The 20012-nt window shown below is 63.4% G+C and carries 22 protein-coding genes and 2 pseudogenes; 13 read left to right on the top strand and 11 right to left on the bottom strand.

Translation table 11 applies throughout. The annotated features are described in order from the left end of the window. Positions 1–92 precede the first annotated feature (92 nt). Together AC50YC_RS06745 and AC50YC_RS06740 are read left to right on the top strand one after the other, a co-directional pair. Positions 93–929, top strand: coding sequence for an alpha/beta fold hydrolase (locus tag AC50YC_RS06745; RefSeq protein ID WP_494952792.1), 837 nt, complete (start codon positions 93–95; stop codon positions 927–929). Positions 930–1271: 342 nt separating this feature from the next. Further along, complete coding sequence (locus AC50YC_RS06740; RefSeq protein ID WP_494952791.1) at positions 1272–1904, top strand: hypothetical protein; 633 nt, start codon at positions 1272–1274, stop codon at positions 1902–1904. A gap of 750 nt (positions 1905–2654) precedes the next feature. Here AC50YC_RS06740 and AC50YC_RS06735 read toward each other — a convergent pair. From AC50YC_RS06735 to AC50YC_RS06725, 3 genes are all read right to left on the bottom strand, one after another. Next, positions 2655–3242, bottom strand: a complete 588-nt coding sequence (locus AC50YC_RS06735; protein ID WP_494952790.1) for a sigma-70 family RNA polymerase sigma factor — start codon at positions 3240–3242, stop codon at positions 2655–2657. A gap of 271 nt (positions 3243–3513) precedes the next feature. Beyond that, on the bottom strand, positions 3514–3765 hold the full coding sequence (locus AC50YC_RS06730; protein ID WP_494952789.1) for a hypothetical protein: 252 nt from the start codon (positions 3763–3765) through the stop codon (positions 3514–3516). A 167-nt stretch (positions 3766–3932) separates the two neighbouring features. Beyond that, positions 3933–4523: a TetR/AcrR family transcriptional regulator gene (locus AC50YC_RS06725; RefSeq protein ID WP_494952788.1), complete on the bottom strand. Its 591-nt coding sequence runs from the start codon at positions 4521–4523 to the stop codon at positions 3933–3935. Between the two features lie 924 nt (positions 4524–5447). Between AC50YC_RS06725 and AC50YC_RS06720 the strand changes: the two genes are divergently transcribed. Further along, positions 5448–5744 (top strand): HAD family hydrolase, encoded by a 297-nt coding sequence (locus tag AC50YC_RS06720; RefSeq protein ID WP_494952787.1) that lies wholly within the window; start codon positions 5448–5450, stop codon positions 5742–5744. Next, entirely contained in the window at positions 5710–6129 is a 420-nt protein-coding gene (locus AC50YC_RS06715; RefSeq protein WP_494952786.1) for an HAD-IA family hydrolase, read from the top strand. The genes AC50YC_RS06720 and AC50YC_RS06715 overlap by 35 nt, the downstream gene beginning before the upstream one ends. 301 nt (positions 6130–6430) lie before the next feature. On the opposite strand, the pseudogene AC50YC_RS06710 reads toward AC50YC_RS06715, so the two are convergent. From AC50YC_RS06710 to AC50YC_RS06680, 7 genes and pseudogenes are all read right to left on the bottom strand, one after another. Next, positions 6431–6673, bottom strand: a pseudogene (locus tag AC50YC_RS06710) (ester cyclase); the annotation flags it as partial. 60 nt (positions 6674–6733) lie between these two features. Further along, positions 6734–7162, bottom strand: a complete 429-nt coding sequence (locus AC50YC_RS06705; protein WP_494952785.1) for a cupredoxin domain-containing protein — start codon at positions 7160–7162, stop codon at positions 6734–6736. Positions 7163–7233: 71 nt separating this feature from the next. Then, entirely contained in the window at positions 7234–7869 is a 636-nt protein-coding gene (locus tag AC50YC_RS06700) for a hypothetical protein (protein WP_494952784.1), read from the bottom strand. Positions 7870–7915: 46 nt separating this feature from the next. Then, a complete protein-coding gene (locus tag AC50YC_RS06695) occupies positions 7916–8371 on the bottom strand; it encodes a sortase domain-containing protein (RefSeq protein WP_494953063.1) in 456 nt (151 codons plus the stop codon). A 249-nt stretch (positions 8372–8620) separates the two neighbouring features. Next, positions 8621–9391: a hypothetical protein gene (locus AC50YC_RS06690; protein ID WP_494952783.1), complete on the bottom strand. Its 771-nt coding sequence runs from the start codon at positions 9389–9391 to the stop codon at positions 8621–8623. Positions 9392–9570: 179 nt separating this feature from the next. Beyond that, the gene (locus AC50YC_RS06685) at positions 9571–10044 is read right to left on the bottom strand and encodes a hypothetical protein (protein WP_494952782.1); all 474 of its coding nucleotides are present in this window, start codon (positions 10042–10044) and stop codon (positions 9571–9573) included. Then, a complete protein-coding gene (locus tag AC50YC_RS06680) occupies positions 10041–10436 on the bottom strand; it encodes a cupredoxin domain-containing protein (protein WP_494952781.1) in 396 nt (131 codons plus the stop codon). The genes AC50YC_RS06685 and AC50YC_RS06680 overlap by 4 nt, the downstream gene beginning before the upstream one ends. A 304-nt stretch (positions 10437–10740) precedes the next feature. Here AC50YC_RS06680 and AC50YC_RS06675 point away from each other — a divergent pair, with 304 nt between their 5' ends. The 5 genes from AC50YC_RS06675 to AC50YC_RS06655 all read left to right on the top strand — a co-directional run bounded on the left by AC50YC_RS06675 (position 10741) and on the right by AC50YC_RS06655 (position 13641). Next, positions 10741–11529, top strand: coding sequence for an isocitrate lyase/PEP mutase family protein (locus AC50YC_RS06675; RefSeq protein ID WP_494952780.1), 789 nt, complete (start codon positions 10741–10743; stop codon positions 11527–11529). A gap of 206 nt (positions 11530–11735) precedes the next feature. Next, entirely contained in the window at positions 11736–12287 is a 552-nt protein-coding gene (locus AC50YC_RS06670) for a type IV secretory system conjugative DNA transfer family protein (RefSeq protein ID WP_494952779.1), read from the top strand. 37 nt (positions 12288–12324) lie between these two features. Then, complete coding sequence (locus AC50YC_RS06665; RefSeq protein WP_494952778.1) at positions 12325–12864, top strand: TraM recognition domain-containing protein; 540 nt, start codon at positions 12325–12327, stop codon at positions 12862–12864. Between the two features lie 92 nt (positions 12865–12956). Next, the gene (locus AC50YC_RS06660) at positions 12957–13157 is read left to right on the top strand and encodes a hypothetical protein (protein WP_494952777.1); all 201 of its coding nucleotides are present in this window, start codon (positions 12957–12959) and stop codon (positions 13155–13157) included. Between the two features lie 106 nt (positions 13158–13263). After that, on the top strand, positions 13264–13641 hold the full coding sequence (locus AC50YC_RS06655) for a DUF4913 domain-containing protein (protein WP_494953062.1): 378 nt from the start codon (positions 13264–13266) through the stop codon (positions 13639–13641). Between the two features lie 71 nt (positions 13642–13712). On the opposite strand, the gene AC50YC_RS06650 is transcribed toward AC50YC_RS06655, so the two are convergent. Next, complete coding sequence (locus AC50YC_RS06650; RefSeq protein ID WP_494952776.1) at positions 13713–15266, bottom strand: amino acid permease; 1554 nt, start codon at positions 15264–15266, stop codon at positions 13713–13715. A gap of 977 nt (positions 15267–16243) precedes the next feature. Between AC50YC_RS06650 and AC50YC_RS06645 the strand changes: the two genes are divergently transcribed. The 4 genes and pseudogenes from AC50YC_RS06645 to AC50YC_RS06630 all read left to right on the top strand — a co-directional run. After that, the gene (locus AC50YC_RS06645; RefSeq protein WP_494952775.1) at positions 16244–17647 is read left to right on the top strand and encodes a DUF6421 family protein; all 1404 of its coding nucleotides are present in this window, start codon (positions 16244–16246) and stop codon (positions 17645–17647) included. Further along, positions 17644–18402, top strand: coding sequence for an SDR family NAD(P)-dependent oxidoreductase (locus AC50YC_RS06640; RefSeq protein WP_494952774.1), 759 nt, complete (start codon positions 17644–17646; stop codon positions 18400–18402). Before AC50YC_RS06645 ends, AC50YC_RS06640 begins: the two co-directional genes overlap by 4 nt. Beyond that, complete coding sequence (locus AC50YC_RS06635; protein WP_494952773.1) at positions 18399–19511, top strand: threonine aldolase family protein; 1113 nt, start codon at positions 18399–18401, stop codon at positions 19509–19511. Before AC50YC_RS06640 ends, AC50YC_RS06635 begins: the two co-directional genes overlap by 4 nt. A gap of 212 nt (positions 19512–19723) precedes the next feature. Then, positions 19724–20012, top strand: a pseudogene (locus AC50YC_RS06630) (pyridoxal 5'-phosphate synthase lyase subunit PdxS); the annotation flags it as partial.

Below are 20012 nucleotides of genomic sequence, written 5' to 3'. Positions count from 1 at the left end.
GCGAGGGAGGACCCATCCAAAAGACAGCCTGCTGACGAAGTAGCTAGAGTCGGCGTTGTACGCCGATCCCATCTCACAGTTGGAGGCTTTTCATGACTGAAGTTACTGCCCATCACGGCCTGTTCAAGGATACGAACCTGCACGTCGACGACACGGGGGGCCCGGGCCGGCCGGTCGTTCTCATTCATGGGTGGCCCCTGTCGGGGGAATCCTTCGCAGCCCAGGTGCCTGTCCTGCAGACTGCCGGCTACAGGGTCATCACCTATGACCGGCGGGGCTTCGGACGTAGCGACAAACCCAATACCGGCTGCACCTACGACACCCTCACCGCAGACCTGCACGCCCTCCTCGAGGCACTCGAGCTCACCGACACGACCCTCGTCGGATTTTCCATGGGCGGCGGTGAAGTGGCCCGGTACTTCACCAAGTACGGTACCGACCGGGTGCGCAGCGTCGTTTTCGCCGCGGCCGTCCCCCCGTACATGATGCGGGGCCAGGACAACCCGGATGGGCCTCTCACCGAGGACGCAGCAGCCGAGATGACCGCTGGCTTGACGAAAGACGAAGACTCCTTCTACGACGATTTCACCCGGCAATTCTTCTCCGTCAACGGGGAGCTTAAAGTCACCGAGCAGCAGCGTCAGGAAGCCCTCCGGCTCTGCAAGCAGGCTGACAAGAAGGCGGCGCTGGCCTGTATGGAGGCTTTCGGCACAACCGACTTCCGCGACGACCTGCCCAATATCACCGTCCCGGCCCTGATCCTGCACGGCGACGGCGACGGCACCGTGCCCTACGAAGGATCCGGTGCCCGGACCCACGCAGCCCTGCCCGGCAGCTACCTGCACGTTATCCTCGGCGCACCGCACGGCTGCAACGTCAGCCACCCCGATGAATTCAACCAGGCACTCCTGAGCTTCCTCCAAAAGTAGAAGCCCAGCGATCCAGTGAGACATCACTCCAGCAAATCAGGGTGAGGCGACCACAAAGGGCGCCTCACCCTCGTCTCGAGGCTTTACCCCTGCGGACGCGATCACTTAGCTCATCGTGGTCGACCTCATGCTCCATGCCGTGAAGACGGCCGGTTCCGTGTCCCTGATCGGTTGAGTCGCTTTATTGCTCACGCCAATCCGAAGCACCATGTGTTCCGAATCACAATAGACCAGCGGGATTTCCTCACTGGCCTGATCGAGGAGTGCATTGTGAATCGAACATCTGTAGTGGCCCTTGGGGCCTCAGCCGTTGCTTTAATCGCTGCTACCACCCTGACAGTGGTGCCCGCCCAGGCCCATAATTCCAAATCAGAAGAGAAAACCGTCACCCTGACCGCCAAGCTGAAACAGCTCAATGGCTCCGGAGCCTCAGGCACGGCTACCGCCGTCGTTCGCGGTGAAACGATCAAGCACATTGAGGTGCACGCCAAGGGCCTGACACCTGATGCCCCCCACGCCCAGCACATCCACTACGGCGAGCAGGCTCTGAACGAGTGCCCCACGCTCGAACTGGATACCAACAACGACGGGCGCCTGAACACCGTCGAGGGCGTACCCGCTTACGGGCCGGTCGTCGTGTCCCTGAACACGAGCGGCGACACCACGCCAGCGAGCTTCCTTGACGTCACGCGTTTCCCGGTCTCGAAGGACGGCCGCTACAACTACAGCCGCAATAACATCGCGTTCACCGATGTGGCAGGCACGGGTTACCCAGGAACCGGCGGTACGGGCACCGCCAAACAGATCGCCGAGGCCATCCGTGACGGTGAGGGCGTTCTAGTCATTCACGGATTGGACTACGACGAAAACGGCACGTACAACTTCAGCAACCCGGAAGGCGCCAGCGAGCTGAACCCGGACCTCCCGGCAGAGGCCACCGACCCGGCAGTCTGCGGAGTCCTCGAACGCCACTAGCACACCCCGCGGGCCCTGATCCAGCACAGGTGTCCGTGCCGATGCGTGCAATGGGTGCGTACAACATGACTCCGATGGTCCGCCCTGCCGTGTGGGGCGGACCATTGACATGTCCGGGCGCGGCAGCCGCGGCGACGGAAACGGTATTTGGTGAGGTGTGTCGCAGTCAGTGCCATCCGCTACCGGGCCGGATCCGAACGACAGGCGCAAGCTGCCGGCCCTCGTGCCCAGGCTGCAGAAAACGGAAGGACGCAGTGGCTCGTTGAGAGATAGCAACACTCGCCGTCGGCACAGGCCCTCCCTGCCGGCATCCTTGGCTTCGTCCCTGGCCGCACCAGCCAATACGACCAGCTTTAGTTCCCGGGGCACCATCCGGGGCGATGCTGATCGGCTTGTTCCAAGGGCGGTACCGCACACCACAACATCCTCCAGCCCTGACCCGCCGGATTTCGACGTCGACGTCGAGGAACAGCACGAACTCGTTCGACGCATTCTCTTACAGCCGAGTGGTGGCTGGGTATGGACGGGCCGATTACCGGAGAACTCGACGCTGCGCGCTCCCCGGCGTCGGATACGGACGGCCCAGTTTGGCCGTAGGGTGGAGCCGGCTGGCGTCGCGGGGACGGCAGGGCACACCGCATGCGCTGCGCCATCAGGGCACGGACTGCTACGGACTAAAGATATCGTTCGTCAGGGCGCTGCTGGCGGGCCAGATTATCCAGGGGCTTAGCCGTTCCAGGTGGCGCTTGGCTATACAGCTTTGAGTTGGGTCCTGAGCCTTTGGAGGCCATCCCTGATTCTGGATTTGACCGTGGGCAGCGGTACGCAGAGCTTTACCGAGATCTCCCGGTAGGTCAACGAACCGAAATAGGCAAGGACAATGGATTCGCGCTGCAGAGCCGACAGGCATGCCAACGAGGCGATGAGGATCCGGGCGTCCATCTTGTCTGCCACGGCATCGAGGACGCCGTCGTAGGCGTTCGGCGCGTTCGCTGCCCATCGATGGTCACGGTTGCGGCTACTTTGGTTTGCCCGGACTTTGTCGACTGCCCGTCGGTGCGCGATGGTCATCAGCCAGGCCATAGGAGTGCCAGTGTCCGGCCGGTATTTTGCTGCGTCCTGCCAGACGACGATGTATATTTCCTGGACCACTTCCTCGCTGAGCTCCCGGTCAATGATGACGCGCTGGACCAATCCCGTGACCTGTCGGGATGTGCGGAGGTAGAACTCACTGAATGCCTGATGATCGCCCTGTGCCGTGAGCAGCAGCAGACCGGCAAGAAAGTCCCGGGCCTGGTCGGTCGGAGCTGGAACATTCTGGTCAGCTAAACGGGTCATCGTGCCTTCAGGTCTGGGAACCGAGAACCACGGGTTGGCTGCGCGGACAGGGCGGCCAGATGCTCTGCTGTGGTGTCCAGCACCCGGGATCTGCCGCATTTGGAACAGAGGACGGCCACCGCGAGAGTGCCTGCCTGCCCACCCCGAACGGTCGGTGAATCAACCTCGAGGTGCAGGTCGGTGTCACACACTGGGCACCAGGGGCGATTTCCCCGTGGCTGATGCGCGTTCCGGGGTAGGTAACTGCTTGACGCTGTGGTCATGGCGGGGTTCACACCACGGCCCGGTAGCTGGTCAGGATGTAGTCTGCAGCCGCCGGTCCCTTCATGCGCAGGCACTGTCCGGGACCGACGCGTTGCCTCATCGCGGCCCAGAAGGTGTGCTCCGTCCGAGGGGAGTTGTGGGACACGCTGCACCAGCTGGTGTAGAGGCCAAACAAGGAGTCCCCGTCAAGAGTCGAGTCTGACTCCTGTTCACGATAAGTGGCTTCCTGAAGGAACTGGTCGAACTCTGCATAGGCCATGAGGGCTCTTCTCAACAAGATGCGGTGGTCCGCCGTCGGGCTACAGCGGATTCAAAACTCGGCGCCCTGGATAAGGACGCCAAGCGGAACTGCGGATCATCGTCCGGCGGAGAAACAGAGGTGAGGCGAATCAGCTACTTCCGGCGCGGGCGCCGGACGAGCGTGTATCAGGCGCGTTGGATTCGGGTGCGGGCCGTCGCCGGCCCGCTACCGGCCTGAGCGGCGACGCCCCCGTGGCTGGAGATGAGGGAAACGGCCATCCGCTTGGCCCAGACGGCTGCCTCTCTGTCTCCTTCGACCGCTGAGATAATGGAGCCCTTCGTCAGGATGTGGCAGGACCGCGCAAAAACGTCCGGCTGGTCGAGACCCGCCTCCTCGGCGAGAGTTCGCATGAAGGCCCTTACTCGGGCCAGATAGCTGACGGATGCCTCTCCCAAGGGATGTTTGGGGCCCATTTCCAGCATGGTGCTCACGAAGGCGCAGGCCTGGAAGTCATCCCGGCGAAACCACCCGTCCAGAACATCGAAAATCGCCAGCAACTGGGCTGTTGGGTCGGCGGATCTTTTCCTGCAATCAGCGATGATCTGCTCAACAGTAAGGTCCTGATGGCAGCGTTCCAGGAAAGCCAGAACCAACTCATCCTTGGACGTGAAGTGTCCGTAGAACGTGGCCTTGGCAACCCCGGCGCGCGAAATCAGCTCAGCTATGCCGACATCGCGGATGCCACGCTGTGCGAATAACTCGTAGGAGGCAGCCAATATGCGCTCCCGCGCGCCAACGCGGGATGGACGTGAAGGGGCAGGGGTGCCAATTGGGTCAGCTAATGAGCTTTGAGAGTGTTCCATCACCAGCAGACACTACATGCAAACCAGACAGACCGGTCAGTACGGTTCAAAAAATCCGGTTGTGAAATCCATGCTGCATCCGACCTGAACAGCCGCCACTGGGCTGCGCTCCGCGTCTGAGCTGACACATTCACAAACTGGGGAACACGACCGCAACTGCTACATAGAACCCACTGCTGAGTTCGGCCGCCTTGCGATGGACTCAAAGCACCGGGAAAACGACCCGAAAACACGCATCTGTTGCGTCGACACCCAAGAAACCGCCCATCCATTATGGGCAGTCGATGCAACAACAGGTTCAGGTCAAATATGGTTTGAAAGCCCTGCCGCCGGTAACGACGAGCCCGGAAAGGCCATGGGCGTCTACCTCGGAAATCGGGTACTGGAGTATCCTTGCGGCCTCCGCCTGCTGCTCCCGGGCTAGGAATTGCGCCGTATCATCAGGCAGCCCACCAGGTCGAGTGCTCCATCCGCTCGGAATGCTGCTCCGCCACGCACCGGGGGTAATCCTGATGATCGTGACATAAAAACGCTGACCGGATCGCTGGCCGTACCCGGCTGATCGGCGGAGTGTTCGCTGCGACCGCAGGCGTCATCGCGGCGGCGGTTTCGGCGGACTCCAGCGATGACCCCTCACAGTGATTTGGTTTGAGCCGGTGCTTCCGGGAAGCGCGCTCCCGACCACGCCCGGAACCGGGAGGACGCCGGTTTGTCCGTAAGCGTCCATTACCGGGTGTCCGACATGGGCTCAGCACCGCACATATCGCAACTCAAAGCGGTAAGTTCGCGGTTACGATCGGTCCGCGGATGCTTTCTGCTTGAACGAAATGAGCCCTCATGCCTGACATGCCCGCAGTTATCGTTTTTGACGTCAATGAAACACTGTCCGACATGTCAGTCATGGGGGAACGGTTCGCCGAAACCGTGGCGCCGTCCTTTCTGGCCAAGGTCTGGTTTTCCGGGGTGCTGCGGGACGGGTTTGCAATGACTGCGGCGGGGGACGCAGAACACTTCGTGGAGATCGCGACGGGGCTACTGCGGGTGAGCCTGACGGGACTGCCGTTGAACCGTGGTGTCGAGGTCGCCGTCAAAACACATCATGGACGGATTCGACGATCTGGTGCTGCACCCTGACATTGTCGGCGGAGTCAGGGACCTGGAAGCGGCAGGATTCCGGCTGGTGACACTGTCCAACGGCTCCGCCCAAGTGGCGCGGAAGCTGTTCGATGACGCCGGAATCGCTGAGGACTTTGAGGCCCTGCTGTCCGTTGAGGACGGGCCGGCCTGGAAACCGGCTCCGGAGGCGTATCGGCACGCTGCCCAGATGTGCGGTGTGGAACCAGGGCGCATGCTCCTGGACGCTGTCCATCCCTGGGATATCCACGGGGCAGCACGGACCGGGCTGCGCACGGCGTGGATTAACCGCAGCGGCGCATCCTACCCGTCCTATTTCACGCCACCGGAGATCACCATCGGGTCACTTCGTGAACTCGCGCCGCTCCTAAGGCCGGGTGCCTAGCCTGTAGAGGTGCGGGGATACCCCGGATTCCACGGAACGTGAGGCAGTGCCGGCCGGCTGATGCCCTCTGTCCTGCCGGTGCGGGGAGCCTAGCTACGCAGGTCCGGCTCTTCTGTTCAGGAGCGGTGGGCATGAACTGGGAGTGGTGGGCCCTCGATCAGACGGGCTGGCCGGGCATGAACTCTCGCGGACCTCTTGCGCACAGCGGCAGGGATGGCGATCTTGGCCGCTGGGGGTTACCCGCTGAGGCCCAACTGCTCGAGTGGGCCCACGACGTCGTAGTGGCGGCGCCCGTTGACGATCAGGCCGTGATCATCAACGAGCGTGAAGAATGCCATCTCGAACCTGAGGGATCTGCCGGTGGTGGGATGTCCCCGGACGGCAGTGTCAACGGGCCGGTATGCGTGCCCGCTAGGGTCAATTCGGCTGTGAGGGTCGAGCCGCTGACGACGCTGCACGCCACCTCGACCCGTAGGTTCGGGAAGGCGGTGAAGAAGGCCGAGGAGTCGTTCGCCACCGCGGCCCGTCCGAGCAGCGGTTCGGGATATTGCGGGTCGCGGACGGCGGCCTCCTCGCTGTAGAAGGCAGCGAACCGTGCGACATCCTATTTCACCGTGAGGGTGCCTTTCATGTTGCCGTGGAAGATGCAGTGGTAGGGGTAGGTCCCTGGTTCGGTTGGGGCGGTGAAGGTGCCGGTGCCGGTGCCGACTTTGATGGTGGCGTCGAACGCGTTGGCGGTGTCCGCGGTGATGGTGTGCGCTTCGATGTCCTCGTTGGTGACACTGATTGTCGCTCCGGGACTCACCGTTTCCGCGCCCTGGTATTTGAAGCCCTTGATCAATATTTCGGCCGGGGCCGCCGTGGATGAAGTGCCGGGGCTGGAGGTTGGGGGAGTGGTTCCTGGGCTGGTGGCTGGAGCTGATGTTGGCTGTGTTGTTGGCGCTGATGCCGTGCCGGACGCGGACGTGCCGGGGTTCCCGCAGCCGGAGAGGGCGAACAAGGTCATTGCCGCCGCGAGTCCGAGTGCTCGCATTGTTCTGATGTTTGTCTTCATGTTGAAACCTTTCGTGGAGCCCGGCTGTGATGGTGTGCTGAGGAGCTGAGTCAGGGGTGTTCGATCCAGCAGGCCAAAATGGTGGTGGAGAGCTGGTAGGCCAGGGCGTTCCTGCTGATGCTCTCGGGCCCCAGGGCGGGGTGCAGTCCGGTGGCGTCCACGTGCAGGACGAAGTTGTCTTTTTGGAACACCGCTGAACCGTCGGCGGTTTCGTAGGCCGGGAATCCCAGGTTAGCGAGGCCTTCGATGGGTTTGGCGTCTTTCGCGAGGGCCTGCATGGCGTCGAAGTATGTCATTGCTGATGTCTTGTCCGCGGCTTCTTGGACGGAGATTTCCAGGGCCCCTTCGGCCAGGTGGTAGGTGCAGGTGAAGGTGTTGTCGGCCCAGTCGTTGACGGTGTGCGGGTCTGAGTCCAGGTCCAGGATGGCTGTGAGCCTGTCCATCGGCTGGTCGCCGCATACCATCAGGGCAGCGGCGCTGGGACCGTCCGCCGTCGCACCCGGCGACGCTGATCCCTGACTGTGATGCCCGCCGCCGTGACTGCCGGCGTGGCCGGTCTCAGATGAAGCTGCAGGTGACGTCGACGGGGCGTTCGATGGCGCGGACACGGCCGCGGACGCGGCGCAGCCGGTCAGCAGCAGGGCGGACAAGGCCAAGGAGGCCACTAATGGCTTGCGGTGTTTCACAGCTCTTCCATCCTGGCCGCCGCACTTTCCGGGTCAGCGGCCGTTGTCAGGCTTTGAGTTTGGCGTAGATGACGTAGTTGTCGTCGAAGAGCCCGGTGGCGGGGTCGAAGCCGTCGCAGGTGATGAGCCGGAGCTCAGCTCCGGGGGTGTTTCCGTAGACTTCGAGGGTGGGGAACTGGTTTTTGCCGTAGAGGGCGCCGCGGTCAACGGTGAACACGGCGGTGCTGCCGTCGGTTCGGGAGACGTTGATTTCAGCGCCGGGGGCGAGGTTGCGCAGGTCCGCGAAGACGCCTCTGGCGCCGCCGAGTGCGTTCACGTGGCCCAGCATCACGGAGGGGCCGCGTTCCCCGGGGGCGGGGGAGCCGTTGTACCAGCTGGCGGGTGCGTCGCTGCCGGTGCCCGGTACCTCGAGGGACCCGTTCTCCCGTAACCCCAGGTGGAGCAGGTCGGTTCTGACGCCGATGGAGGGAATCGCCAGGGTGACGGGGGCGGAAGCGCCCATCACCGGTGGAAGCTGCTGCGTTGCCGGAGCCGCCGGAGGGCCAGCGGACGGAGCCGGGGAAGTGTCGGGTGCTGCCGCAGCCGGGACGGAAGCCGAAGGTTGGGAGCCGGCGTCCGGCGTTCCGCTGTTCCCCGCGGCGCAGCCACTCACGCTGAGGAGGAGCAGAACCCCGGCCGCCGTGGCGGCCCGGAGGCCCCCGCGGCGGCCGGAATTCCTGATTGTCACAGTAGTGATCCGGTCCGTCGGTGCTTAGGCTGCTGCGCCGGCGGTGCGGCGGCGGATAACGTAGGCTCCACCGGCGAGGGCGATCAGGGCCAGGCCGCCACCGACAGCGAGGGCGCCGGTGTCGGTGCCGGTTTCCTGGGTGACGCCGGTGTCAGCGCCGCCTGCAGGCATCTTCATCTGCCCGGCCTTCAAGGTCCCGCACAGGGCGGGGGAGGTGGCGGCCAGCGGAAGCGTCGGAGCCAGATCGCTCTTGGCGGCCTGGCCTGCCGCGCTGAGGGTGGCGGGGTCCAGGCCGTGGACGACGACTACAGCGGTGCCGGCCTCAAGGGCGGCCTTGGTTTCGGCGTTCAGTTCGAACGTGCGGTCAACCGTGTAGGCGGCACCCTGGCCGCCGACCTTAAGATCAAGGCCCGCTGCGGGGCTGGTGTCACCGCTGGTGGACAAGGTGGTCACGATCCCGCCGTAGGACGGGGCGCCTTCGGTGGTGGAGATGACCTTGTCGCCGTCCTTATCGGCCGAGGGCGCCGGGCAGACACCCTGGGCGCCGCCGTGAATGTGCTGGACATGCGGGTACGGAGCGTCCATAAAGGTCGCCGGCATGCCCGAAACCTTCAGGACGACGTGGGCCTGATTGCCCGTGACATCAACACTGATGGTGCCCGAGCCGGCGCTGCCGTTGAGCTGGCCCAGGGTGGACTGGTAGGACTGGTCCGCTGCCATCGCAGGGGAACCGGACAGGGCAACTGCGGCCAAAGCCAGAGTGGGGACCGCCATAAAGCGAAGCGTCTTTTTCATTGGATAAATCTCCTCATACACGCGCGTGGATGTTGGCACCCCAGGGAAGGGGACAGCAGTACTTCGGAACAACGCCGGGAAAAGACGGGTATGGATGTGGCCGGGTTCACATATTTTTAGTCAGACCAATGTCGGGCAGGCACCAGAGGCGCCTTCCCGGGCCGGTAAACCCGTCCGGGTCATGCCGTTGAAGCCCCGCGGCGGCGGCCCCTGGCAGCAGGCCCTGATTCAGGTGGGGTCTTGCGCAGCAGGGCGTACCCGGCCACCGCCAGGCCGCCAGCGGCCGCTTCGGCCACCGCTGTGATGACCTTGGCCGCGTACCAGACCGGTTCATACATCGAAGGCAACGGCCCAATAGCAGGGACCTGGACATACCGGTAAAGGATGACCGCGGCCAGGGACGATAACGCGACCACCGCGGCGGCCGCGAAAGCGGTCCGGGAACCTACCAGCAGCACAAACACGGCAGCGACGACCGAGGAGCCAGCCTGGACCAGAAACAGGGTGCCTTGCCCGAGCCCGCCCGGGGCCGCCAGCTGATAGCCCGGGGCGAGCTGGACATGGACCACGGCACTGACCACCAGGCCCGCAGCGACACAGACACGCAGTACCCAAAGAGACCGTGCCTGCGGTTTTATTGCGGGCCTGCTCATTTCACGACCAGCGTCCCCGTCATCTGCGGATGAAAGCTGCAGATAATCCCGTACTCACCCGGAGCATCCGGAGCCCGGAAGCTCACCGTTGCACCGCCCGGGACTTCAACGTCGAAACCGCCCTCGTCCTTGGCCGTCAGGGTATGCGGGGCGCTGTCCGCGTTCGTCACCGTCACCATCGCCCCCGGCTTTATCGACGCGGGAACCTCATACGCGAAGCCCCTAATCGTGATGACAGCCTCACCGGCCGAGGCCGACCCACCAGCTGACGGGAAAGAGGAACTGGTGGCGGGCGGAGCGGCGGAGGGTGCACCTTCCTGGGCGGCGCACCCGGTAATGGCCGCCAACGACACGGCGACAGCTACGGTCAAGATTCGATTGATCGTTCTCATGACAATCCCTTTCCCAGGGATGTGTCCGCCGCGCGCCGGACTGGTGCGCCTGTCAGGAAACTACCCACACACCCTATTCGTCACCCCCGCCCTCGCGGACTGCCCGGGCCTCTGGGTCGAAATGCCCCAGTATGCGGCCGGCCTGTGTAGGTCGGCCTAACCGGGGAGGTGGCGGCTCACCAGGCGTCACTTTTGGTGCGGTGGAATCAACACAGCGTCAGCTCATAACGCCGACACCAGATGCACTGCTTCCCGGTCCGGCCACCGGTCGGCAAAGCATTGGATGCCGGGTTAGGCTGGCGCGATGACTGATCAAGAGAATTCCAAGTCCGTAAAGGCCACCGAACTGCTCCGCCTGCACCGGGCCCCGGAGGTCCTTCAGCTCATCAATGTTTGGGATGTCATCACGGCTCGTGTGATCGCTGATCTGCCCGGCACCAAAGCCCTTGCTACCGCTTCCCACTCCATTGCCGCGTCGTACGGTTACGAGGACGGGGAAAAGATGCCCGTGGAGCTGATGCTGGAGGTTGTCGGCCGTATCGCGGCGTCCACTGCTTTGCCGGTCAGCGCTGACCTGGAAGCCGGGTACGGCAACCCGGGGGAGACGGTGCGGCGGGCGATCGGTGCAGGTATTGTCGGGGCCAACATTGAGGACCAGATGCGCCCGCTGGCGGAGGCCGTGAAGCAGATGGGGGATGCCGTCCGGGCCGGGGAGGCCGAAGGGATCGATTTCGTCCTCAACGCCCGAACCGACGCTTTCCTCCTCGGACAAGGCAGAGACCCCTCGGACGTCCTGGCCGACGCCATCGAACGCGGAAAGGCATTCCTGGACGCCGGAGCGTCCTGCGTCTTCGTTCCCGGCAAGCTTGACGAAGCGACCGTGGCAGCCCTGGTCGAAGGCATCGGCCTGCGGAAAGTCAGCGTCATAAACGTCCCCGGCTCCCTCGCCCCGTCCCGGCTGCAGGAGCTCGCCGTCGCACGTATCTCCTATGGGCCCTGGACCCAGCGCGTGGCCCTGACTGCCCTCGCGGACACCGCCACTGAACTGATGAACGACGGGGCCCTGCCTGAGAACACCAGAGCTTTGAACTGACAACTCAGGACAGGCCAGGATCCCCATGGGGCCGGGTTGGCTGACCGGACGGCTCCGATGGTGGGGACGGCCCGACCGGCCGGCCGCCTCTATCCCCTCCGGCACCCGCACGCCGGGGTCCTGGCCTGAAGGGGTGTGTCAATCCGTTGAGGATGCGGCGCCGAATAGTGGTCGGGCCTCCGTAGACCTTCCCGTCACGATCGACCTTGATCCTGGGCACCAAAGGAGCCACGGCCACGGCCGTGCGGCTTGGCGCGGACAACTCCACAGGGGTGCGGCTTGGCCGCAGCGTCGCCGGGAAGCGCCCGCTGTGGGCCTCCTGGGAGGACATGCTGATCCTTATCGCCGGTCCCCGGACGATGAAGACCACCTCCTACGCCGCCCCGGCAATCCTGGACGCACCCGGGGCGGTGATCGCCACCTCGAACAAGCGCGACATCGTGGATGTCACCCGCCCGATCCGGGCAGAGGTCGGCGCCGTGTGGGTCATTGACCCGCAGGCCGTCGCGGAAGAAGATTCCACCTGGTTGTGGAACCCGCTGTCCTATGTGAAGAACGAAGCGACGGCCGGGAACATGGCTCAGCACTTCGCCAACGGGTCCCGGGAACCCGGGACCAAACCGGATGCCTACTTCGACCCGGCAGGGAAGAACCTGCTCAAAGCCTTCCTGCTCGCCGCCTCACTCGACTCCGCCCCGGTCACGCAGGTCTACACCTGGCTGACCCGCCCGCACGACGAGGCCCCCGCAGAACTGTGAGGACCGCCGGCTATATAACCTGCTCTCGGACATGGTCATGGGCCACATCAGGGAACCGGAAAAGCAGCGGGCCGGTGTCTTCGGCACCGCCCGGGAAATGGTTTCCTGCCTGACCGACCGCGAGGTCAGCCAATGGTCACCCCGCTGCGGAACACGACGGTGGACACCGACCCGCGGCCGCAGTTCGTCCCCGAGGACTTCGTGCGGCAAAGGCACGCTCTACAGCCTTTCCCGCGAAGGCGTCGGCACCGCCAGCCCCCTCGTCACCGCCCTGACCGTCGCCGTCGTAGAAGCGGCTGAAAAGTACGCCACCTCCCAGCCCGCCGGTCGGCTCGCCATCCCGCTGCTCGGAATCCTCGATGAAGCTGCGAACGTATGCCGTTGGAAGACCCTGCCGGACCAGTACAGGCACTACGGCTCACGCGGGATCATCCTCATGACCATTCTGCAGTCCTGGTCCCAGGGCGTGGAGGTCTGGTCGCTGGAAGGGATGCGGAAGCTCTGGTCGGCGTCGAACGTGAAAATCTACGGCGGCGGCGTCCCGAGGTCGGCTACCTCGACGAGCTCTCCCGCCTGATCGGCCAATACAGCTACATCAACGTCTCCCGCAGCCACAGCAAAAACGGGTCGTCGTCCTCCCGGCAGGAGAAGAAGGACGAGATCCTCTCCGTGGCAGACCTGACAGCCCTGCCCAGGTTCCGGGCCATCCTGCTCGCCTCCGGTGCCCCGGCAACCATGATCGAAACCATCCCCTGGATGAACGGCCCCCACGCCCAGAAGGTCAAAAACTCCCTCACCACCCAGGAGAAAGTCGATCGCGAGCCTGCCGTCGTTCCGGCGCACAATCCATGGATGGACGGCCACGCGTGAGGGCGGAGTTCGGGGACGCGTTCGGCGACGAAGAGGCCCAGCCCACACCGAGCGGCCACAGCCATGACGAGCCTGAACCGGAGCTGGTTTACTCCAGTGCCGTTGAATTCTTCGCCGAGCTCCTGGCCCAGTCCTACGTCCGGGAACACTCAACGAAGGGGCAACGTTCGCCTGGTGCCCCGAATGGTACAAACACCCCGAAACCCTGATCCGCATGGAAGCCATTTGGCGCGCCTGGGAACACCTGCGCCTTGAGTCGGCCCTCGGCGTCAGCACCTGGTGGCCCGCAGCATTCGCACAGGGAGCCCGAGGCCGGTATCTTCGGCTCAGGACCAGCGTCGGTTTCGCCGGCCCCCTGATCCTCTGGGGTGGCCGAGTCGGTCGGTTACTTCGTGGCCATCAGCGGGTCGGTGGCTTGGGGTTCTGTATTCGCTCAGGTCTCAGGCTCTTCTTTTGGTGCTGCTGTTCCTGGGCATCGGCGTGATGCTGGTGGCTCGCTGTCGCCCGGCTGCCACGGGGGACCCCGCAGTACGTGCGGGGTCCCCGGCAGCAGGGTCACCGGGCGCTGGCGGCAGGTTCGTCCTCGAGGTCCTCCGGTGCCGTGAGGTCCATTTCGAGCAGCGGCACCACTTTGGACTTAGTGATGAAGCGGTGGGCCAGCCACAGGACGATGAAGACCGGCAACCCGATATAGGAGGAAAGCACCTCCATGCCCCTTCCGGCGAGCACGGCCTCGTAGTTCTGTCCCGCGATCACCAGGACCAGCAGGGCAAAGGCCAGCAGCGGGCCAATGGGGAACAGGGACGCCTTGTACGGCAGGTCGCTGACCTTGTTTCCCTGGGCCAGGAAGCCGCGCCTGAAACGGTAGTGGGAGACCGCGATCCCCGCCCAGACGATAAAGCCGCACAGGCCAGAAATGTTCAGCAGCCAAGAATAGGCCGCGCCCTGACCGACGATCGCGGCGAGGAACCCGAAGAGTCCCACAGCCGCGGTCGCCAGCAACGCCGGGATCGGCACGCCACGCGCATTAGTGCGGCCGAAGATCTTCGGGGCCATGCCGTCATGGGCCATGGCGTAAAGCATCCGGGTCGAGGCATACAGTCCTGAGTTACCCGCGGACAGGATGGCTGTCAGGATCACCGCGTTCATCAATGCCGCGGCGAAGGCGATCCCGGCGCGCGAGAAGACCAGAGTGAATGGTGATACTGCAATATCGGCTTCGCCGGAGGTCAGCAGGCTCGGATCGTTGAACGGGATCAGGCAGCCGATGATGAAGATGGCACCAATGTAGAAGAGCATGATGCGCCAGAAGACAGTGCGGATAGCCTTCGGCACTTCACGACGCGGGTTCTTGGCTTCGCCTGCGGCCACGCCCACCAGCTCGGTGCCCTGGAAGGAGAACCCGGCAATCATGAAGACTGAAATGATCGAGACCCAACCCCCGTGGAACACCTCATCGCGGTTTTCCCAGTTGCTCAGTCCCGGGGAGTTATCCCCGAGGATGCCGAAGATCATCAGCACGCCGGCGATCAGGAAAACTACCACTGCGCTGACCTTGATTAAGGAGAGCCAGAACTCCGATTCACCGAAGGACTTGGCCGAGAGGGCGTTGAGCCCGGTTAAAACCACCAGAAAGATCCCGGCCCACACCCAGCCGGGGACCCCCGGGAACCAGAAATCCATAATGATTCCGGCCGCGACCAGCTCGGCGGCCACGGTGATGGCCCAGTTGAACCAATAGTTCCAGCCGATCGCGAACCCAAAGGACGGGGAGACAAAACGGGTGGCAAAGGACTGGAAGGAGCCGGCGACCGGAATTTTGGCTGACATTTCGCCCAGCGACTGCATCAACAGGAATACCATCAGCCCGACCAGCGCATAAGCAGCCAACGCACCGCCGGGACCCGCCTGGGAAATGGTGCCGCCCGAGGCCACGAACAGCCCGGTACCGATCGCACCGCCAATGGCGATCATCTGCAGGTGGCGGCCGCTTAGCCCGCGCTTGAGTTCGTTGCCAGTTTCTCCGGAGGCGCGTCCGGCCCCTGTCGCCAGGGATGATCCGGTTCGTGCCACTGCATCGGGGTTGATATCTGCGACAGTTCCGCTCATTGGCGGATCATCTGTTTGGGTGGGGGAGCTGAGTCCCATGGTGCCTCCGGGAAGGTAGCAGCGAATGAGTTTGGGCTTTCCGGCGGGTCGGCCGGGAACAATGGTGACCAAGCTAACACACGCAAAGAAAGAGCCCTTTGGGACCGGAATGTTGCATGAGAATGCGGGCAAGGTCTTACGAATAGGCCTGACTTCCCCGTTCTGAGCATAAGATTTGCTAATTTGCTTGCCCTGAAAGGGTAAGCGGCTCTGGCGATCTGCTATGGCACTCGGCGGGGAAGCGGGATCCGGGCTTTTGGAACTGACACGGTTACCGCTGGCACAGCGTCGTGACTGCAGGCGGCGGGACGGAACTCCTCGGCGGGGCGGTGGCACTGCGGGCCGGTCCGCCCGCATCAAAGGCCGAGCGGTTCGGGATCTCCCTTTCCTCGTGGCCCGGATCTGGCGCAGGTGGAACATCCAGCCGCACGGCATCGAGACGTTCAAGTTCTCCACCGATCCCAGCTGGAGGCCAAGCTCCGTGACAAGGTCGGCCTCTGCATGTCACCGCCGGAGAACGCGGTTGTGGTCAGCATCGACGAGAAGACCCATCCAGGCCCTTGGCCGCACCCATGCGGACCAGCTGCTGTCCCCGGACCATGCGTCCCAGCAGACCCACGATTACAAACCGTAACGGGACCATGGCACTGTCGCGGTCCTGGACGGCTTTGACCTACAGGCAAATTCTGTAGGCACATCTGCTGATCGGGCCCAGTGGCAGGAGCTGAGCCTGGGAAGAATGCATCAGGGGCACAAAATCATTTTTAGATGCGCTGACTCTAGGATGACCGGAGCATTCAACACCAAGACCCGCAAGAGGCATAGGTGGGAAGAGAGCGCATTTAGCAATAGAGTTTCTTATGCTTAGCCCAAAAACCAGTCAAGCCTCCTTATCCTTTGCTACGTTCTTCGGGAACCCATCAACGGAAGGAACGAGCATGTCTGTAATCGCAAACCCGGAAGTGACAACCATCCGGGCAGACGACCTCAAGGCGCTCCCGGCCTGGCAGGCCCTGAAGAGAGCCGTCATTGGACTGCAGCAGGTTCAAGCGCAGGACGGCTCCGTTCCGGAACCTGCTCATCACGATCAGGCCCGCCTGAATGTCAGTACCATTGCCGACTCAATCGAAGACCTGCGTCCCCACCTTCTCCACGACATCGAATACCTTGGACTACTCGTCCAAGACTTCAACCGTTGGGAGTCTGAGTGCTTCGGTGTTCCGGACTTCCTGAACTCCCTGATTGCCTTCCACCCCGAGCAGTGGCGCACCGATGGGCTGCCGCACTTGGTTGTGTTCCCCATGTACACGCAGAACGGCAGCACCAACCGACACTTTGAGGCCGTCCTCATCGAGGTTATTTGGCCTTCCTTCGTCGCTGAACTGGAGGCAGGAAGCTACTCCAACAAGCTGTTCGTCCCCATCAGCTTCGCCGATTTCACGCCGGGCTATGACACGAACTCCGCAGTACTCTTCCCCGAGACCGTAGCGGTCCGGAGCACCCCGTCGTTCACTTGGGGAGCCATCTTCGCGGACCGCGAAGCCGCCCGCTTCCGCCGCGTCTTAAAAGCTGCTGCCGACATCACTTCCCTGGACCTGCCGACTGACGCCGCGGAACTGCTCGAGGACCAACACCTCACGGAGAAGACCTTCGTGATGTGGGACCTCATCCACGACCGGACCCACATGCGCGGTGACCTGCCCTTTGACCCGTTCATGATCAAGCAGCGGATGCCGTATTTCCTGTATTCACTCGAGGAGCTTCGCTGTGACCTGACCGCCTTCCGCGAATCAGTCCTCATCGAGAAGGACGAGAACGCTTCCGAGGATGCGCGCAAGCACGCCAAGCTGGTCCAGTACGCCGTGATCTTTGACCGGATCTTCCGCTTCGCGATTACCGGGAACCGGGTCCGTAACTACGACGCCGTGGGCGGCCAGTTGCTGTTCGCCTGGATGCACCAGCACCGGGTCCTGCACTGGACCGACGGAAAGTTGAGCATTGACTGGAAGGACGTCGCGGGCGTGGTCGTCGAGCTGGGTATCCGCATCGAGGAACTTTACTGGCGGTCGATCGACCGGCCGAAGACCGCACACTGGCTGGCGGCCTATGAGCTCGTCTCCGAAACCCTTACCCCCAACCCGTCCTCGGTTTGGGCCAAGGGACCGGACGCCCTTCCGCTCGACGGCCCTCCTCGGGGACTGACGGACCAGGTCCTTGATGACGAATTTCCCTTGTCAATGTTCTACGAGGCACTGGAGAAGAAGATGCGCTCTGTCATTGAGTCAACTGCCGGGATCACCGGTAAGAGCCCGGTGAAGACCGAGGGCGAGGCGGGCGCATGAGCCGGGTCCTCTCGGGGCGTACAGTCGTCGTCGCCGGTTCGACCAGCGCTGCCGGCGTTGCAGTGGTCCGTACCCTCTCGGATGCAGGGGCACGGGTGGCCGCGGTGGACATTCTTGAGGACCGAGTGCAGGAGCTCGCGGGCGCGTACGACAACGTCACAGGCTATGTCTGCAACCTCGCGGACCTGCAGGCCGTTGAGGATTTGGCGAATTCTGTCCGGCACGATCTGGGTCCCGTGGACGGCCTCGTCCATCTTGTAGGAGGGTGGCGCGGCGGTACCGGCATTCAGGGGCAGACGGATGAAGACTGGGACTTCCTGCACACCAGTGTCCTCACCACTCTGAGGAACACCAGCCGCGCGTTTTACGATGACTTGGCTGCCTCCCCTGCCGGACGCCTGGCCATCGTTTCCGCACAGTCCGCTTCCTCGCCGACGGCGGGCGGCGCCGCCTATGCGGCGGTCAAGTCCGCCGCCGAGGCATGGACTCTGGCCGTGGCCGACGGATTCCGGGACCTGCAGGGAGGAAAAGAAAGCCCTCTCCCCGCGCAGCACTCAGCCGCCCTGGTCTTCGTCGTCAAGGCTCTGGTCGATGACCGGATGCGCGCAGCCCAGCCGGAACGCAAATTCCCGGGATTCACCGATGTCAGTGTCCTTGCCGACGCCGTAGAGCGGATCTTTGACCTGGAGGCAGGACAGATCAATGGGCAGCGCCTGCCCCTCACGACCGGCCATATTTTGGGTTCACCGGCATGAGCGTCAATGTCGGTTTCACAGCAGCCGTCCCGCAGGTCCTGGCGGGGCGCCTGCATGACCCGAACTACCGGGGCTTCGCCTCGGATAACTACGCCGGGGCTCATCCCGAAATCATCGAAGCAGTTCAGGCAGCCAACGAAGGCCACGTCACCGCGTACGGTGACGACGTCTACACCGGGCGGCTTCAACAGGTCGTCCAGTCCCACTTCGGGACTGCTGCAACCGCATATCCCGTCTTTAATGGAACGGGGGCCAATGTCCTTGCCCTCCAAGCCCTGCTGCCGCGCTGGGGCGCTGTCATCTGCGCGGCGACTGCGCACATCAACACAGATGAGAACGGCGCCCCGGAACGCATCGGCGGAATAAAACTCCTCCCGATCCCAACCGCGGATGGCAAACTCACCCCGGATCTGATCGACGCCGAAGCCTGGGGATGGGGAGACGAGCATCGTGCGCAACCGCTGGTCGTATCGATCACCCAGACCACCGAACTCGGCACCTGCTACACGCCGGAAGAAATCCAGCGGATTTCTGAGCACGTCCATGCGAAAGGAATGAAACTCCACCTGGACGGAGCAAGGCTGGCCAACGCTGCAGCACACCTCGGGCTTCCTTTGCGGGCATTCACCACCGATGTCGGTGTCGACGTCCTGTCCTTCGGCGGCACCAAAAATGGGCTGCTGTTCGGCGAAGCCGTGGTCTGGCTCAACTCACAGTCCGACCCAGGAATGAATTACCTGCGCAAGATGAACATGCAGCTTGCCTCAAAGATGCGGTTTGTCTCTGCGCAACTGATTGCCCTGCTAACGGATGAGTTGTGGCTGCGGTCCGCCAGTCACGCCAACGACATGGCTCAACGTCTCAGCGCAGGGATTTCGGCCATTGACAGTGTCTCCCTGACGCAGGTCACACAGTCCAGTGGCGTCTTTGCCGTCCTTCCACCCGGAGCTGCCGCGAAAGTCCGGGAAGCCTTCCGCTTTTATGACTGGGACCAGGCACGCGGTGAAGTCCGGTGGATGTGCTCCTGGGATACCACCGAAACCGATGTCCAATCCCTCGTGGCTGCCGTTGAAGCGGCCGTGGGCTCCCTGGCCTCAGCAAACGGCTGACCGCGGAGACGTACCCCCTTAACGGCGGGTATTTCCGGTTGTCGCAGTCTTAAATTGTCGCGCCCGCGTCATCGTCACCGGAGGGACAGGGGATCTCATCCGCCGCGATATGTGGGGCTGAGCCAGTTCGCCCCTGCTCATCCTGAGCCAAGACGGACCCCCGTGGCACCATTCTCCCCGGTCCATCTCGCCCTCCAGATAGGAATTTCTTCATGACCACGAGGACCATATCCCCCACAAAAGTGACGGGCAGCAACCGCGTCAAGCGCGGCATGGCGGAGATGCTCAAGGGCGGCGTCATCATGGACGTCGTCAACGTCGAGCAGGCCCGCATCGCTGAGGATGCCGGAGCCGTGGCAGTCATGGCGCTGGAACGCGTTCCCGCCGACATCCGCGCTCAGGGCGGCGTGTCCCGCATGTCCGATCCGGACATGATCGAGGCGATTATCGCCGCCGTGTCCATCCCGGTCATGGCCAAGGTCCGCATCGGCCACTTCGTCG

Source organism: Pseudarthrobacter sp. MDT1-56 (assembly GCF_059383555.1).
The sequence above is the reverse complement of the archived record's forward strand: the minus strand, read 5'-3'. Positions and strand labels throughout refer to the sequence as shown.